General features: G+C 74.4%; 11 protein-coding genes. 2 read left to right on the plus strand and 9 right to left on the minus strand.

Annotated features, from left to right (window positions below):
• Window positions 1-58 precede the first annotated feature (58 nt).
• On the plus strand, window positions 59-1,285 hold the full coding sequence (locus ACIQWA_RS28265; protein ID WP_402487302.1) for an MFS transporter: 1,227 nt from the start codon (window positions 59-61) through the stop codon (window positions 1,283-1,285).
• Between the two features lie 56 nt (window positions 1,286-1,341).
• On the opposite strand, the gene ACIQWA_RS28270 is transcribed toward ACIQWA_RS28265, so the two are convergent.
• From ACIQWA_RS28270 to ACIQWA_RS28300, 7 genes are all read right to left on the minus strand, one after another.
• The gene (locus ACIQWA_RS28270; protein ID WP_402487304.1) at window positions 1,342-2,061 is read right to left on the minus strand and encodes a G1 family glutamic endopeptidase; all 720 of its coding nucleotides are present in this window, start codon (window positions 2,059-2,061) and stop codon (window positions 1,342-1,344) included.
• A gap of 246 nt (window positions 2,062-2,307) precedes the next feature.
• Window positions 2,308-2,670: a YciI family protein gene (locus ACIQWA_RS28275; RefSeq protein ID WP_360237875.1), complete on the minus strand. Its 363-nt coding sequence runs from the start codon at window positions 2,668-2,670 to the stop codon at window positions 2,308-2,310.
• A 24-nt stretch (window positions 2,671-2,694) separates the two neighbouring features.
• Window positions 2,695-5,607, minus strand: a complete 2,913-nt coding sequence (locus tag ACIQWA_RS28280) for an NHLP bacteriocin export ABC transporter permease/ATPase subunit (RefSeq protein WP_402487306.1) — start codon at window positions 5,605-5,607, stop codon at window positions 2,695-2,697.
• On the minus strand, window positions 5,604-7,895 hold the full coding sequence (locus ACIQWA_RS28285) for an NHLP family bacteriocin export ABC transporter peptidase/permease/ATPase subunit (RefSeq protein WP_402487308.1): 2,292 nt from the start codon (window positions 7,893-7,895) through the stop codon (window positions 5,604-5,606). The genes ACIQWA_RS28280 and ACIQWA_RS28285 overlap by 4 nt, the downstream gene beginning before the upstream one ends.
• Before the next feature lie 12 nt (window positions 7,896-7,907).
• Entirely contained in the window at window positions 7,908-8,720 is an 813-nt protein-coding gene (locus ACIQWA_RS28290; protein ID WP_360237881.1) for an HlyD family efflux transporter periplasmic adaptor subunit, read from the minus strand.
• Window positions 8,717-10,243 carry a SagB family peptide dehydrogenase gene (locus ACIQWA_RS28295; protein ID WP_402487310.1) on the minus strand — a complete coding sequence of 509 codons (1,527 nt, stop codon included), beginning with the start codon at window positions 10,241-10,243 and terminating at the stop codon, window positions 8,717-8,719. The genes ACIQWA_RS28290 and ACIQWA_RS28295 overlap by 4 nt, the downstream gene beginning before the upstream one ends.
• Window positions 10,244-10,264: 21 nt before the next feature.
• On the minus strand, window positions 10,265-12,541 hold the full coding sequence (locus tag ACIQWA_RS28300) for a TOMM precursor leader peptide-binding protein (protein ID WP_402487312.1): 2,277 nt from the start codon (window positions 12,539-12,541) through the stop codon (window positions 10,265-10,267).
• Between ACIQWA_RS28300 and ACIQWA_RS28305 the strand changes: the two genes are divergently transcribed.
• On the plus strand, window positions 12,515-15,325 hold the full coding sequence (locus ACIQWA_RS28305; protein WP_402487314.1) for an AAA family ATPase: 2,811 nt from the start codon (window positions 12,515-12,517) through the stop codon (window positions 15,323-15,325). The genes ACIQWA_RS28300 and ACIQWA_RS28305 overlap by 27 nt on opposite strands.
• Window positions 15,326-15,356: 31 nt before the next feature.
• Here ACIQWA_RS28305 and ACIQWA_RS28310 read toward each other — a convergent pair whose 3' ends face one another.
• A complete protein-coding gene (locus ACIQWA_RS28310) occupies window positions 15,357-16,067 on the minus strand; it encodes a VOC family protein (RefSeq protein WP_402487316.1) in 711 nt (236 codons plus the stop codon).
• Window positions 16,001-16,903 (minus strand): hypothetical protein, encoded by a 903-nt coding sequence (locus ACIQWA_RS28315; RefSeq protein ID WP_402487318.1) that lies wholly within the window; start codon window positions 16,901-16,903, stop codon window positions 16,001-16,003. The genes ACIQWA_RS28310 and ACIQWA_RS28315 overlap by 67 nt, the downstream gene beginning before the upstream one ends.
• Between the last annotated feature and the right edge of the window lie 35 nt (window positions 16,904-16,938).

The following is a 16,938-nucleotide window of genomic DNA, read 5'->3' on the forward strand; positions in this document are numbered from 1 at the left end:
GGTCGTCCAGGTCGCATTCACGCCAGCGCCGGGGCCGGCCCGCTGCTGCACTGGACGGGTGTCCACCACCCTCCGCCCCACCTCACCCGCCACCGCCCGTACGCCAGGCCGGGGTTGGCCGGCCGTCGGCTCCGTCATGGCGGGGATCTTCGCCATCGTCACCACCGAGATCCTGCCGATCGGCCTGCTCACCCCGATCGGCGCCACCTTCCGGATCTCGGACGGCACCGCCGGGCTGATGATGACCCTGCCGGGCGCCGTCGCGGCGGTCGCCGCCCCCGCCGTCACGGTCGCCGTGCGGCGGGCCGACCGGCGCGCCGTGCTCTGCGGCCTGATGCTCGCCCTCGCGCTCGCCGACCTCCTCAACGCGCTCGCCCCCGGCTACTGGGCGGTGCTCACCGCCCGGATCGTGCTCGGGGTCGTCATCGGCGCGTTCTGGTCGCTCGGCGCCGGGCTCGCCCCGCGTCTGGTCGGCGCCGAGCGGCAGGCGCGGGCCAACTCCGTCATCTTCTCGGCGGTACCCCTGGGCTCGGTCCTCGGCGTACCCGCCGGGGTCCTGCTCGGCCACCTGGCCGGGTGGCGGGCCGCCTTCGCGGCGATGGCGCTGCTGAGCCTCGCCGTGGCCGCCGCCCTCGCCGTGACCCTGCCCGCGCTGCCGCCGCAGGCCCCCACCCGCCTCGCCGTGCTGCGCGGGCTGCTGCGCACCGGGCCGGTCCGGGCCGGCCTGGTCGTCACCCTGCTGCTGGTGACCGCCCACTTCGGCACGTACACCTATGTCACGCCCTTCCTGGAGGACGTGACACACGCCGGGCCGGACGCCGTCTCCGTGCTCCTGCTGGTCTACGGGGCCGCCGGCGTCGCGGGCAACTTCGCGGGCGGGCTGTGGGCCGGTCGGCGCCGCGGCGCCCTCACCCTCGCGATCGGCCTGCTCGCGGCCTCGGTCCTGCTGCTCCCGGTCCTCGGGGCGTCCCGGCCGGGTGCGGTGCTGCTGCTCGTCACCTGGGGCCTCGCGTACGGCGCCGTCCCGGTCTGCGTGCAGGCCTGGTTCGTCCGCGCGGCCCCGCGCGCCCCGGAGGCGGCCACGGTGGTGTTCACCTCCTCCTTCCAGGCCACCATCTCGCTCGGCGCCCTGGCCGGTGGCGCGGTCGTCGACGCCTCCTCGCCGTCCGCGGTGCTGGTGGTCGGCGGGTGCGTCGCGCTCCTCGCCGCGGCGGTGGCGCAGGTCGGCTCGCGGTCCGTCAGCGCCACCCCCGGAAAGGCCACCCCCGGAAAGGCCACCGCCTGAAAGCCCGAGGAGCGGGAAGTCGGCCCCACCGACTTCCCGCTCCGGAACCGGGGGCGCTACTCCTGGAGGAAGGTCTCGCTGAAGCTGGTGCCGCCGGAGCCGAGGCCACTGGTGGTGGCCTCGTAGCCACTGTTGGAGCTGGGGTCGAGGGCGACCGGGCTGAACGAGCCGAGGGACTTGCCGTTGACGGTGGCCGAGGTGAAGTTCAACGTCCCGAAGTCGGGGTAGGCGCCGGTCGGCGACTCGATGATGACCTCGGCGCTGGTCCGCTGGGCGCTGGTGGACTTGGTGGTGGTGTAGGTCCAGCCCTTGGAGGAGTCGGTCAGCTTGAGGGTGTACCGGCTGCTGCCGGCGTAGGTCACCGAGGCGCTGATGTGGTCGCCGGCCGATACCGGGTACGAACTGAGGCTCAGGTAGACCGGGGCCGCCGGGTACATCTCGTACCAGGCCTGGTTGACCGGGCTGCCGCTGGAGCAGTCGGTGGCCACCCCGGTCTGCTCCACGCTGGAGGAGCCGTACCCGTCGATGCCGACCCACGGGGCGTAGAGGTCGTTGGTGGAGTTGCAGGTCGCGGCGGGCTCGGTCCAGGACGCCGAGACCGAGCTGAAACCGCTGCCGGTCGCGGCGTAGCCGCCCCAGTTGTAGCCGTTGGTGTTGTACGAGAGGGGGCGGAAGGCGAGCCCCTGGACGGCTGCCGCGGTGCTGGGGGCGGCGGGGGCGGCCAGCGAGGTGGCGGCCGCCGCGAGGGTGACGACGCGGACCAGGAATCTGCGCATGGTGGCTCCTTCGTGAGGGGACGAACAGGAGCGCACGCGCCAACGATGGCCTTGGGGGCGGCCGTTGACGGGTGGCAGTACAGCTTGAGCCGACTGTCATGACCGGGGCAAGAGGATCAGGGGGAAGGTTGGCCAAGCCATTGCACGGTCGAGTGCACTTCTTGACGAACCGTCCGAGCCGCCAACCGACCGCGCCCCGGCGGCAGTTGCTCGACGGGGCGCGGTACGAACCGGGGCGGAAGGGGATCAGGTCACCCGGACCGGGCGGACCTCGACCAGGTCGCCGGGCGCGGCCGGCATCCAGCGGGCCCAGGCGACGGCCTCGGCCTCGTCGGCCACGTCGATCACCCAGAGACCGCCGAGGTGTTCGTGGCCCTCGCGGTAGGGGCCGTCCGAGACCGGGGTCTGCGCGCCGCCCGGGATGCCGCCGGGCACCACCAGACGGGCGCTGCAACTGCGGCGCAGGCCGCCGCCGTAGCGGACGGTGACGCCGGCCTCGTGCAGCGCCCGTCCGAACCGCGCGTGGGCGGCGTCGAGTTCGGCCTGCTCGGCCTCGCCCAGTCCGTTCCAGACCCGCTCGTCGCCGTGAATGAGCAGGGTGTATTCCATCGTTCCCTCTTCTCCGTCCAGCTGCTACATCTGTCGGCTCGCCAGCCGGGCGAAGAGCCCGTCCCGGTCGGCCAACAGCTCCTCGTACCGGCCCTGCTGCACCACCCGGCCCTGGTCCATCACGATGATCCGGTCGGCCTCGGCGACGGTGGACAGCCGGTGGGCGATCACCACCCGGGTGGCGTTGAGTCTTCGGGTGGATTCGGTGACGAGCCGCTGGGTGGGGTTGTCCAGGGCGCTGGTGGCCTCGTCGAAGAAGACGATGCGGGGCCGGGAGACGAGGGCCCGGGCGATCATCAGGCGCTGGCGCTGGCCGCCGCTGAGGGTGCTGGTGCCCTCGGACAGCACGGTGTTCATGCCCATCGGCATGGCGGCGATGTCCTTGTCGATGCCGGCCATCTCGGCGGCGGCCCAGGCGTCGTCCAGGGTGTGGTTGGTGGAGCCGACGATGTTGGCCTTGATGTCCCCGGCGAGCAGGGCGCCGTTCTGCAGGACCACCCCGCACTGGCGCCGGACCGCGGAGACCTCCAGCTCGCCGAGGTCCTGGCCGTCGTAGAGCACGGTGCCGCTCTCCGGGCGCTCGAAGCCGAGCAGCAGCCGCAGCACGGTGGACTTGCCGCTGCCGGACGGCCCGACCACGGCGACGAACTCGCCGGGCTCGATGCTCAGGGTGACGTCCTGGAGCGCGGCCGGGCCGTCCTCGCCGTAGCGGAAGGTCACATGGCTGAGGCCGAGGCGGCCGGAGAGGTCGCCCGGGTCGGCCTTGCTGTCGTCGACCTCGGGCTTCTCCTCCAGGATCGGCCGCAGCCGCTCCAGCATCGGCACCACGCCCATCGCGGTGACGGCCGCGGAGGTGAACTGGAGGCTGGAGGCGATCAGCAGGTTGAAGGCGGTGAAGAAGGAGAGGAAGACCGGCACCGGGACGTCGCCCTCCAGCGGCCCGGCGATCACCCCGAACACCACCACCGAACAGACCAGCGGGAAGCCCGCGTTGAAGGTGGTGACGGCGTTCTGCACCCGGCGGGAGGAGGCGGCCAGGCCGCGGCCCTTGCCGAGTTCGGCGGCCCACACCCCGAACACCCGGTCCTCGGCCGCCGTGACCCGCAACTTGGGCACGGCGGTGAGGAGTTGGAAGACCCGGGCGGACATGGCCTGCTCGTGGGAGTACAGCCGGCGCTGCCAGCGGACCTCCAGCCGGCCGGCGGCCAGGCCGACGCCCACGCCGACCAGCACCAGCAGGGTGGCCAGGCCGGCCAGCCGCAGGTCGTAGAAGTAGACCAGGACGAGGTTGGCCAGGCCGGTCAGCAGCCCCAGGGTCGCCGTGGTCATCATCCCGGAGAGGGTCTCCTGGGCGGCGCTGACGCCGAGCACGGTGGTGCCGAGCTCACCGGTGGAGTAGTTGGCGAAGAACGGCGCGGGCAGCGAGAGCAGCCTGGTCCAGACGCCGACCTGCATCGCGGCGGTGGAGCGGCTCTCGATCCGCAGCACGGCGATGTTCTGCACGATGGAGAGGGCGGCGACGGCCATCGCGGAGCCGATGACGACCAGGGCGCCCTCGGTGATCAGGTTGCGCTGGGCGTGGGCGACGAAGGTGCCCAGCACCTCGCCGGTCATGATCGGGACGAGCAGCCCGATCAGCGCGACCAGGGCGGCCATCCCGGTGAACATCCACAGGTCCTGCCGGTTGTTGCGCAGGCCGAAGCGGAGCAGGGCGGAGACGGAGCGCACGGCGGAGGGCAGCGGCCGGTAGAGGACGGTGGCCTTGTTCTGCAGTTCGGCGGCGAGCTTCGGGGTCAGCGGGGTGACGCTGCCGCCCTCGGCGAGCACGTAGCCGGTGCCGAGCGGCAGCAGGGCGACGGGGGCGCCGGTCCTGCGGTAGCCGACCATCGCGCCGAGGTCGTCCCGCCACCAGGTGCCGTCCAGCCGGACGGAGCGGGTGCGCACGTGCGAGGCCAGGGCGATCGCCTGGAGCCGGTCCAGCCGGTGGTGGTGGCCGGTGCCGGCCACCGGGGCGGTGACGCCGAAGCCCTCGTGGGCGGCGACCAGCCGGGCGGCGGCCAGGGTGGGCTCGTCGCCGGTGGCGTCGCCGATCCGCAGCCGGGAGGAGGTGTCGCGCAGGATGGTCTCGAAGCCGCGCGCGGAGTCGGCGAGGGTGCCGGCGTCGCGCTCCTGGCGGGCGGCGATCTGCTCGGTCTCGGTGTCGCGGCGGCCCTCGATCCGGCGGTCGACGGTGTCCAGCAGTCGCCCGCAGTGGGCGGCCAGGCGCTCCCAGAGTCCGCCCTGGTCGAGCAGTTCGCGCGGGGAGCGGGCCCGGACGGTGGCCGGGCCGGCGGCGACCAGCCAGTCCCGTTCGGTCAGCAGGACCTCGGCGCCCTCGGTGAGTTCGCCGGTCGCGCCCTCGGGCGCCTCGACGGTGCCCTGCTCGACCCGCACCCACTGGAGGCCGTCCACCGAGCGCAGGGCCTGGCCCTTCTTGAGGGCGGTCGGCCCGGCCGGGTCGAGCGGGGTGAACTCGCGTGGCGGCAGGGTGTCGCGCAGCGCGCCGGCCAGCGCGGTGAGGCCGCGGGCCAGGCCGGCCAGGAACTGGTCGGCGGCGAGCCGCGGTCCGTCCTGCTCCCGGCTCCGGTCGGCGCCCGGCGTCTCGACCCGGGAGGCGGGGAGGAAGGCGGCGTCGGCGCCGAGCACCGGGCGGGCGACGATGCCCCGGCGGGCCCCGTCGGCGGCCGCGCCGGGTACCAGGGTGCCCGCCTCGATCCGGCAGAGGAAGTGCCAACGCCCCTGGGGCGCACCGGAGTCGAGCCGGACGGCGAACAGGTCGACGGCCCCGGAGCGGACCAGCAGCAGCTGCCCGGGGTCGTCCAGCACGAGGTAGCGTTCGGACCGCGCCTCGGCCGCCTCGGTGAGGGCGGGCGAGAACGCCTCGGTGGACAGACTCACAGTTCGTCCTCCTCCTCGCGGCGCGCCGACTCGATCAGCGCCGTGTAGTGCCCGCCGAGCGCCAACAGCTCGTCGTGGGTGCCGCGTTCGACGATCGAGCCCTCGTGCAGCACGATGATCTCGTCGGCGTCGCGGACGGTGGAGAGCCGGTGGGCGATGATCAGGCAGGCGCAGCCGCGGCGGCGCAGGTTGTCCATGATCACCCGCTCGGTCTCCGGGTCGAGCGCGCTGGTCGCCTCGTCGAGCACCAGCAGGGTCGGCTCGCCGGCCAGCGCCCGGGCCAGCTCCAGGCGTTGGCGCTGGCCGCCGCTGAAGTTGCGGCCGCCCTCCAGGACCGGGCTGTGGATGCCGCCGGGGCGGGTCATCACGGTGTCGAAGACGGCGGCGTCGCGCAGTGCGGCGGTGACCGCCTCGTCCGGGACGTCGTCGTTCCAGAGCGTCAGGTTGTCCCGGACGGTGCCCTCGAACAGCGAGATGTCCTGGTCGACGTAGGCCAGGGAGGAGGCCAGCACGGTACGGGAGATCTCCTCGCGCGGGCGCCCGTCGAGCAGGATCCGGCCGGACCACGGGGCGTACAGGCCGGTGAGCAGCCGGCCCAGGGTGGACTTGCCGCTGCCGGAGCCGCCGACCACGGCGACCCGGCGGCCGGGGACGACGGTCAGGCTGAGGTCCTTGATGATCGGCTCGGAGAGCGGGCTGTAGCCGAAGCGGACGGACTCGAACTCCAGCGTGCCGTCGAGCTTGGGCCCGGCGGGCGGTTCGGGCCGGGCGAAGGCGGCGGCCACGGGGTAGCGCTCGACGTCGTACAGCCGCTTGATGTCGGCGGTGACGTCCTGGAGCCGGCCGCCCAGGTTGGTGAGCTGGGTGACGGGGCGGCTGAGCGCGGCCAGCAGGGTCTGGAAGGAGACCAGGATGCCGACGCTCATCGCGCCGTCCACCACCCGCTGGCCGCCGACCAGCAGGATCAGCCCGCTGTTGAGCGCGGCGAGCATCGGCGGCACGACGGTGAGCACGGCGCTGGGGATGCCGAGCTTCTGCTTGGCGGTGACGACCTTGGCGAGGAAGCCGGCCCAGCGGCCGAAGGCGTCCTGCTCGGCGCCGGTGGCCTTGACGGTCTCGATCAGCGAGAGGGTGGTGAAGGTGGTCGCGGTGAGGTTGCCGCGGTCGGTGCGCAGCGCGGCCACGGCGTCGGTGCGGGCCCGGGCGACGGCCTGCAGCACGACCACGTTGAGCAGCGCCATGCCGACGCCGACGACGCCGAGCAGGATGTCGTAGCGGATCAGCACGGCCGCGTAGAACAGCACCAGGCCGAGGTTGATCACGGTGAGCGCGAGGTCCCGGGAGAGGATCTCGGCGACCACGTCGTTGCCGGACACCCGCTTGGCGACCTCGGCCGGGCGGCGCTGGAGGAAGAAGTCGACCGGCAGCCGCAGCAGGTGGCGGAAGAACCGGGCCGAACTGACCAGCCCCATCCGGATCTCGATCCGCAGCAGGTAGTGCCGCTGGACGGAGGTCAGCACGAAGACGACGACGGCGGTGCCGGTCATGGCGGCCAGCAGCGGGAGGAGGTAGCCGCTCCCGCTGCCGGCCAGGACCCGGTCGATGAACACCCGGGTGTAGGCGGGGATCGCGATGCCGGGCAGCACCAGCAGCAGGCTGGCGAGCAGCACCAGCGGCATGGCGCGCCCGGTCGGGAGGCGGCGCTCCAGCAGGGCGCGGCCGATGCCGCCCTTGTCGCCGCCGGGCCGGAAGTCGGGGCCCTTCTCGAAGGAGAGCACGATGCCGGTGAAGCCGGAGTCGAACTCGTCCCACTCCATCAGCCGGGGTCCGCTGGCCGGGTCGTTGACGGCGACGACGGTGCGGCCGTACCGGGTGCGGATGCCCTCGACGACCATGAAGTGCTGGAAGGCCCAGAAGATGATGACCGGGCCGTCGAGGTCGCGGAGCTTCTCGGCCTCGGTCTGGTAGCCGCGGGCGGTGAGCCCGTACGTGCGGGCGGCGTTCAGCAGGGTGGAGGCGCGGGCGCCGTCGCGGGAGACCCCGCAGACGCCGCGCAGGTCCTCCAGCGGGACCCAGCGGCCGTGGTAGCCGAGGATCATGGCGAGGCTGGCGGCGCCGCACTCCACCGACTCCATCTGCAGGACGGTGGGGACGGCGTGCCGCCAGCGCCGCGGCGCGGCCGCCCGGGTGGGGCGGCCGCGGCGGCGCTTCGACTTCTCCGGCTTGTTCGGGTCCGGCTCCGGCACGGGGGCGGAGGCCCGGGTGCTCTCCGGGACGGTGGCGGTCATCGGTGCCTCCTCTCAGCGGCCGAGGATCAGGTTGAACGGGGTCTGCTTGCCGACGTTGATGGTGGCGGTGACGGCGACCTGGGTGCCCAGCGGGTTCGGCGGGCCGCTCTGGGAGGTCCACGCGAAGCCGCTCGGGGTGTTCGGGTCGGGCGTGAGGTCGACGACGACCAGCCGGGGCGCGTCCTTGCCGAGGTAGCGCTGGGCGGCGAGGTCGCCGCCGACCAGGCCGGAGACGGCCTCCCGGGTGAGCGCGTACGGGCTGACCGAGCTGACGGTGCCGCGCAGCAGGCCGAAGGCGCCGGCCGGGGTGGTGGACACGTTGAGGTCGACCTGGTCGCCGGGCTCCAGCCCGACGGCGCGGGTGGCCGGCACGAAGACCATCGCGACCGTCCGCTCCTGCGGGTCGTCGACCCGTTCGACCGAGGCGACCGGCGAGCCGGGGGCGACGACCTGGCCGTCGGTGACCGACAGGCCGACCACCCGTCCGCCGAACGGGCTGGTGATCTCCCGGCTGTGGCCCTCGGTGTCCTCGACCCGGGCCACGGACTGGCCCTGCCGGACCTGGTCGGAGGGCTTGGCGAGGACGGTGCGGACCATCCCGCCGTACGGGCTCTGGATCATCGCGGTGCCGTGCGGATGGGTGAGCAGGCCGGGGGCGTCGACGGTGATCGGGATCGTCCCGGCGAAGGTCCACAGCAGCGCGGCGGCCATGGTGATCATCACGACGAACAGGGCGATCCAGCCCCGCGGTGCGGCGAGCAGCGTCGGCGAGTCGAGCTCGTCCGGCTCGCGCATCCGCTGCAGCGCCTTGAAACGGAACTTCATCTTCTGGCTTCTCTCCGTGGGACGCCGACGTCCTGGCGCAGCGTCGGCGGTCGGCTGCCGATCACCAGCTCACCGACGGTGCCCTCGGTGAAGTAGTCGAGGCCGCTGGCCGCGGCGAAGTCGGCCGCGTCGCCGCCGCCGAGACCGCAGACCGCGAGGTCCATCGCGGTGCCGACCAGGTAGAGGGTCTGGTAGAGCGCGCCGACGTGCTTGAGGATCAGCGGGTAGGCGACCGTCTCGTACTTCCACATCACCCGGCCGAACCGCGCGGTGACCAGCAGCACCACCTGCGGGTCGGTCTGCATCAGGCAGGACTCGCGGGCGCTCCTGACCAGTTGGGCGGTGGCCGGGCTCGGCGCGCTGACCAGCTCCAGCTCGTGCCGGTCCGTCGCGTAGTGCCACAGCCCGGGCTCCAGGCCCGCGCAGGAGGTCACCAGCGGGTACAGCTCCAGCTCGTGCACCGCGCCGCCGCTCGGGTACGGCCGGTCGGCCAGCTCCTGGCCGTCCCCGCCGGTGAAGGTCTGCCGCCGGCGGGCGCTGCGGTAGAGCAGCCCGCCGAGCTGCTCCAGGGTGATCGGCGCCTGCTCGTCGTGGTCGCGCACCGAGCGGCGCTGCTCCAGCACCTCGGTGAACGGCCGGTCGGTGCGGGCGAGTTCGTCCAGGTCGGGGACGGGCAGGGCGACCTTCTCGCCCGCGAACGGCGCGGGCGAGGCGGGCTCGGGGGCGAAGCGGTCGCCGAACCGGTAGGTGCCGCCGTAGCCGGCCACGCTGGTGGGCCGCCGGGTGCGGGAGTGAAAGGCCAGGTCGGCGGCGGTCCACTGGGCGAACCGCTGCTCCTCGGCCTCGGGCTCGGCGCCGGGGGCGCCGTAGGCCAGCAGCCCGGCGGCGGCGAACAGCCGCAGGGTCTGCCGGACGGCGTCCAGCGGCAGGGCGCCCGGGAGTTGGGCGAGTGCGGCGGGGCTGGTCCAGCCGGCCAGGGCGGCCAGCAGGCCGGCCGCCCGGGTGGTCAGCTGGACGGCCAGCGGGCTGCCCGGGGAGCGCACCAGCAGGGCGCCGTCCTCGACCGCGGCGGTGGCGAAGCGGGACAGCTTCACCTGCCCGGTCGGGTCCGGGGTGGGGCCGGGCTCGGCCGCGCCCCGGCCGACCGGGCGCAGCCGGGCCAGCGGCTCGTCGGTGCCGGCGGTGCCGTCCGGGCCGTCCACGGCCAGGTGGACGGAGTGCTCCAGCATCCCGGCCATGCCGAGCCGGCGGCGGGTCAGCTGCCAGCGCAGCAGCCCGGCGTCGCCGTCCCGGGCCGCGACCAGGGCGGCCAGTTCCTCCTCGGTGTGCTCCCCGGCGGCCAGCGCGGCCACCGCCTCCCGGGCGCCGGGCGCCAGGTCGGGCAGGTTGAGCGCACCGACCGGCGCGGTCAGCCGGACGGCCTTCGGGCCGAGCGGAGCGAACGCGCCGTCGGGGCGCAGCCGCAGCCGGCGCACCGTACGGGCGGCGGCGGGCAGGTGGATCCGGTCAAGGGCGGTGGTCATCGCGTCGGTACCCGGCCGTTCCTAGAAGAAGACGTTCTTCGGGTTGAGCTGCTCCTCGGTCCGCGGAGCGGCCAGTCGGCCCTGGCGGACCGGCACGTCGTAGAGCCGGCCGGGGGCGAGGCGGCGCCAGAAGTGGCGCATGCCGGGGGCGATCACCTTGACCACGGCGAGGTCGAGGTCGGGGCGGCTCTGGTCGAGCACGATCACCTCGACGCCGGCGGCGCGGGCGCGCTCGACGCAGTCCCGGACGTGTCCGGCGAGGTCGTCACCTTCGAGCGGGGCGAAGTCGGCGAGGGTGGTGGCGGCGAGCTCGCGGCCCGGCAGCAGCCAGGGCTCGTCCGCGACGGTCGCTGTCCTGCACCACTCCAGGGTCTCCAGGTCGTCGGTGCGGTAGAGGGTGTTGCCGTTCTCGTCCCGCCGGTCGATGAAGGGCAGGAACTGGTTGACCTCGGTGAGTGCGCGGATCGCGGCGATCCGCGGGTCCGGGTGGGCGCCGAAGCCGACCATGATGTCCTCGACCTCGTGGAGGCGCCGGGAGACGGCGGCGAACACCGGCACGCCGAGGTCGGAGGTGAGGTCGAGCACCCACAGCTCGCGGTCCACCGAGGCGTAGAAGGCGCGCATGGTGTCCACGTACGGGTCGTTCAGCGAGTCGAGGTCGAACTCGGGCTGGGAGGTGCGGTTGTACCACCACAGGGCGACCGCGTCGCGCTCGACGACCTCGCAGAAGCCCTGGAGGATCGCCTCCTCCAGGGTGTTGCCGCTGGCGCAGCCGTTGGAGTCGCCGACGCAGTAGAAGTGCTGCTGGAGGTCGGGGTGGCCGTACCAGGCGTAGCCGGAGGGGATGAGCCGCTCCTCGTCGTGGGTGAGCGACCAGGCGCGGGTCCAGTCCAGTTCGGCGTCGACCGGGAACGGGTCGGGCACCAGGTGCAGCCGGTGCTTGGGGTCGGCGTTCCACTCGGCGCGGTTCGCGAACTGGGCGTCGGAGAACTGGAGCAGGGCGTCCATGTGGACGGCGACGGCCGGGTCGAGGTCGCGGTAGGCGGCGCGCACCACCGGCTCCTCGCCGCGCCAGACCGCCGAGTAGCGCTCGATCGCCTCGCAGATCGCGCTGACCTTGGCCTGGATCTCGGAGCGGCCCTTGCCGCCGCTCTGGCCGCGCATGTTGCGGCGCAGCAGGTCCATGTTGTCGTTGACCATGGCGAAGTTGTGGCCGGCGGTGAAGCTGTAGGTGATGCCGTTGCCGGTGTCGTCGTGCGCGCCGAGCCGGGTGATCGCGCCCAGGTGCGGGCTGATGTGGTGCTTGAGCCGGTCGTAGGTGAACTGCGGGGCCTGGACGCGGTAGCCGCCGTCGGTGGTGTGCCGGGCCGGGCTGGGCTGGAGGACGACCTTGGGGCTGCGCTCGGTGAGCAGCGCCGGGTCGCCGCAGCTGGGGCACTGGGGCTGGCGGACCAGGGTGTGCTCGGTGGTCTGCAGGGTGTTGAGGTCGAGGCTGACCATGGTGCCGGAGAGGGCGGAGCAGCACTCGTCGGCGAGGATGCGCGCGGTCTCGGTGGCGAGCAGCTGGGCGGTCATCGCCGGGCCGGCCGGGATGGCGGCGCGGGTGGGGTGCAGCGGCACGGTCTCGCCGCGCTTGCCGGCCAGGTAGCGCTCGACCTGGCGGTTGCCGCTGATCCGCTGGGCGAGGCAGGTCCAGCAGCCGGTCTCGTCGGGGCGCAGCAGCGGGCCGAGCCAGGGGGAGGTGCCGGTGGGCTTGGCGAGCAGCCAGGGGCGCCGGTCGGCCAGCCGGGCGGTGTTCAGCCGCTCCAGGGCGGGGGCCAGGTAGTCGTCGGTGAGGACGACGACCATGGTGTCCGGGCCGCCCTCGACGGCCTGGTCCTCGGTGACGGCGCGGGCGCGCAGGCCGGTGGCGGTGAGCGCCTCGACCAGCGGGGCGGCCTCGGCGGCGCCGAGGGCGAGCACCAGCAGCTCGGTGGCCCGGGCGGCCTCCAGGGCGACGGCCGGGTCGACGCCCTGGGCGTCCCAGTAGGCGAGCACGTGGTCCGGCAGTTCGGGCCGGCCCTCGGCGAGGTGCCCGGCGGCCTCGTAGCGGCGCAGTGCGGTCAGCGCCTGGCCGAGCGGGACCTCGCCGCCCAGTTCCTGGAGGATCTCGGCGACGGTGCGCCGTCCGTCCAGGTAGGGCAGGAGGCGCACCGCGGCGGCCCCCGGGACGAGGTAGTCCTGACCCTCTCCGAGCAGGAAGACCTTTTCGCCCACCGTCTCGGTGAGGAAATGGGCCTTGAGCCGCGGTCGCTCCATAAGTCATCCCCCTGTGTTCACAAGTTCGTCGCGAGTATTCGAGCACGGCGCCAATTGGGCTGTACATACTGCATATCCGTCGGCGCCGTCGAGTTACGCATCGCCTGGAATTGCGTATTCCGCTCGGCCGGTACGTATCCCGGTACGTATTCGCCCGGTGCGTTGACAGGGGGGTGCGACAGGCGATACTGGTGTGTCCGCACGCGGGTACGACGGGGGGTTGCGGTGCCGACTGGAGTTTTGCTGCACCGGGAAACGGAGCTGGCGGAGCTGGCGCGCGCGGTGGCCGGGGCGGCCGCCGGCCGTTCCGCTGTCGTGCTGGTCAGGGGCGCGCGCGGGACGGGGAAGAGTGCGCTGCTGCGGGCCGCGCTGGCCCGGCTGCCGGAGGGCGCGGTGGTGCTGCGGGCCCGATGTCACGACAACGAGCGGGACTTTCCGTACGGCGTGGTGCGCCAGCTCTTCGACCCCTTCATGCGCATGACAACAGATCCGGCGCCGGCTCCGCAATTCCCGGGCGAAACACCCCGGGAATTCCCTGCGACGGCCCTCGGCGGAGATCTGCCGGACGCCCTCGGAAGAGCCCTCCCGGCTGGTTCCGAAAACACCGGCAACGGGCGCGAAAGGGTGCTGAACGACCTTTTCCACGCGGCCCGTTCACTCACCGCCCGGACCTCCGTCGTGATGGCCGTGGACGACCTCCACCTGGCCGACGAGGAGTCCCGGCAGTGGTTCTCCTACCTCGCCCGCCGGCTCGACGGCCTGCCCGTCGCCCTGCTCGCCAGCACCGCCGACGAGGCCGCCGACCCGCTCGCCGCCGAACTCGCCGCCCTGCGCCACGCCCGCACCCTCACCCCCGGCCCGCTCTGCGACAGCTGCGTGGCCGAGCGGGTCGCCGAGGAGTTCGACGCCCCGGTCGACCCGGAACTCGCCGCCGTCTGCCACGACCTCTCCCGCGGCAACCCGCTGGTGGTCGAGGAGCTCACCGCCCGGCTGGCCGCCGCCCGGATCAACCCCGGCTCGCCCGACCTCGACACGGTCCTGCGGATCGGCGCCGGCACCCTCGCCGACACCACCCTCAGCTGGCTGCGGCAGAGCCACCCCCGGGCCGCCGAACTGCTCACCGGCCTCGCCGTCCTGGGCACCGGCGCCGACCTCGCCACCGCCGCCCTGCTGACCGGCCAGGGCGAACTCCTCGCCGACGAGGCCCGGGAGGCGCTGCACCGCACCGACCTGATCGAACCCGGCCCGCCGGAGACCTTCCGGCACGAGCTGGTCCGCACCGCCGTGCTGGCCCGCACCGACCCGCGCGTCCTGGTCGCCCTGCACGAGCGGGCCGCCGCCCTGCTCGCCCGGCTCGGCGCCCCCGCCGCCCGCACCGCCGAACACCTGATGTCCTCCGGCACCACCGGGCTGGACTGGGCCGTCCCCGTCCTGCGCACCGCCGCCCGGGACGCCGCCGCCGACGGCCACTGGGACGACGCCGCCCGCTACCTCCAGCGTGCCCTCGCCGACGCCGCCGACCCGGAGCTGGTCCGCTCGCTCACCGGGCAGCTCGGCACCGTCGAACTCCACCGCGACGTGGCCGCCGCCGCCCGCTGCGCCGCCGGCCTCGCCGCCACCCCCGACCCGGCCGAACGGGCCCGGCTGCTACGGCCGTTCGCCGGGCCGGTGCTCGCCCTCAGCGCGGCCGGCGCCGCCGCCGTCCCGTTCGCCGAGGCCGCCGCGGCGCTCGCCGCCACCCCCGGCCCCCCGGCCGAACTGCTGCTGCCGCTCGCCGCCCAGGCCGCCCTCACCGGCCGGCGCACCGCCCTGCGGCCCGCCCTGGCGGCCCTGCGCGCCGAACCGGCCGAGCCCGCCGGCACCGCCCTGCTCGGGGCGCTGGCCGCGCTGGCCGCCGCCGGGGGCCAGCCCCGTACGGCGGTGCGGCTGGCCGGGCGCTGCGTGCGCCGGGTCTCGCCCGCCGAAGCCGGTACGGAGGTGCTGGGCGCCGCGATGGCCTACGCCTGGACCGGGCGGCTGGACGAGGCGGCCGCCTGGGCCGGGCGGGCGGTCCGCTCCGCCCAGCGCTGGAACCACCGCGGCGAACTCGCCCTCGCCCTGCTGGCCCGCTCCGACATCGCCCACCGGCAGGGCCGCCCCGACGCCGCGCTCGCCGACGCCGAGCAGGCCGCCGACCTGGCCCGGCAGATCCGGGCCGAGGACCTCGCGGGCGCCGCGCAGGCGCTGGCCGTACGGGCCCGGCTGCGCCGCGGCCTGCCGGTGGACGCCGCCGCACTGGCCGGGGTCGAGCTGCCCGCCGAGGCGCACCCGCTGCTGCGCGCGGTGCTGCTGGAGGCCCGCGGCCTGGTCGCCGCGCACCGCGGCGACCACCAGCAGGCGTTGCGGCTCTTCCTGGAGTGCGGGCACCAGTTGGCCGCCCGGGGCGTGGCCGACCCGGCCTGCGTGCCGTGGCGCGCCCACGCGGCCCAGGCCTACCAGGCGCTCGGCGAGCACGCCGCCGCCCGGACCATCGCGGCCGACCCGCTGCCCGGCGGTGACGCCCGGCCGCGCCCGGTCGAGGAGCGCGGCGGCCCGGCGATCGGCACCCGGGACGCCGGTCCGGTCCGGCTGACCCCGAGCGAACGCAGGGTCACCGAGCTGGTGCTGCAGGGCCTGAGCAACCTGGAGGTCGCCGAGCGGCTCTGCCTCAGCAAGCGCACGGTGGACACCCACCTGGGCCGGATCTACCGCAAGCTGGCGATCAAGGGCCGGCCCGAACTGGGGGCCGCGGTCAAGGCGTTGTGACAGACGCGTCCGTCCGAGGCGCGCGCCCGGCTCAGAGCGCCGCCACGAGTCCGAACTCCGCGCCCCACGGGTCGCGCAGCACCGGCGGCTCGTCCGTGCCGGGCCGCATCAACCGGGCTCCCAGCCGGACCGCCCGGTGGACGGCGTCCGCCGGGTCGACCGCGCCGAAGTGCGGCAGCCAGCACGGACGGCCCTGGTCGCTCTCCACCACGCGCGCGTGCACGAAGCCGTCCAGCGTGAACTCCCCCTCCGCGCCGAGCCGGTAGCCGAACAGCGGCCCGTAGAAGGCCTCGGCCTGGGTCGCGGACGGCACCCGCAGCTCGTGGCCGCAGATCGCGCCCGGCTCGTCGGCGAGCACCACGCCCTCGGCCCGGGCCCCCTCCCAGAAGCCGACCGTGACCCCGGAGGAGTCGACGGCGAGCAGCAGCCGGCCGTTCTCCCCGGCGGGCACCGGGGGCATCACCACGCGTCCGCCCAGCCGGCCGACCTGCACGCAGCAGTGCTCCGCGTCCTTGGTCGCCAGGTAGACGTTCCACGCGGCCTGCGGCGGCAGCCCGACCGGCGCGGCGCCGAATCCGCCGATGACCTCCCCACCCAGCACGGCCAGTTGGTAGTCCGGCGACTCGGTGACGAACTCCCAGCCCAGCAGCGCCGAGTAGAACTCCCGGCTGCCGCTCAGATCGGGAGTGATGCAGTCAGCCCAGCACGGTGCGCCGATGGCATAGCTGGTACGTCGAGGCACGAGTCGTCCTTCTCCTTGGTCATGGCGTGGGTCATGGCGTGATCGATCAGTCCGGCGGCCTCCTCCGCCCCGCTCACGCCGGGCAGGTGCAGGCAGTGGGTCGGTGCGTCGGCGAGCAGTCCCGAGGACCCGGCCGGCCAGGTCCTGGTGGTGAACTCCCATGGTGCCAGCCGTACTTCCTCGTCGACGCTGCGACACAGCCGGACCAGCGCGGGCGGGGCCAGTCGGGCCCGGACCGGGACGACCGGGCCGAGGCTCTCCGGCCGCACCAGCAGCACCTCGCCGCCGACCGGGGAGGTGACGGTGCGCCAGGTGCCGTCCGGCAGCCCGGCGCCGCGCAGCCGGGCCGCGGCCGGCCCGCGCGCCTCCAAGGGCGCGAGGTAGGGCAGCACGTGCCCGGTGCGGCGGTCCAGCACCAGCAGTCGTCCGGAGACGAACGCCCAGGAGCGCTGCGCCAGCGCGGCGCCGACGTTGGCCTGCTCCGAGTACGGTCCGCCGACCAGTGCCACGGTGGCGTCGCCCTTGGCCAGCACCACGGCGGGGGTGAGGCAGAACCGGTCCTGGAGGGCCGCGAACGGCGGCACCGCGCCGGGGAGGTTCCCCCAGCCCCGGAAGGTGCGGCGCAGCAATGGCGTTCCGTCACTGCGGCGCACCAGGAAATCGCCGGGCGCGTCCTTCCCCGGGGTGCGGGAGAATTCCACCCGCAGTTGGTCGGGGTCCCGGGAAATCCCGGTGAGGTGCGGCCCGAAATGGAACGAGATCTCGTCGCGGTCGGCCCGGACGAGGGCGATCTCCGAGCCGAAGAAGTCCAGCACGATCGGTTCGATAACCGGCACTGTCGCTCCTGGCGGATTGTTGCACATTCAATTTA

The organism is Kitasatospora sp. NPDC098652 (assembly GCF_044760155.1).
GTDB lineage: Bacteria > Actinomycetota > Actinomycetes > Streptomycetales > Streptomycetaceae > Kitasatospora.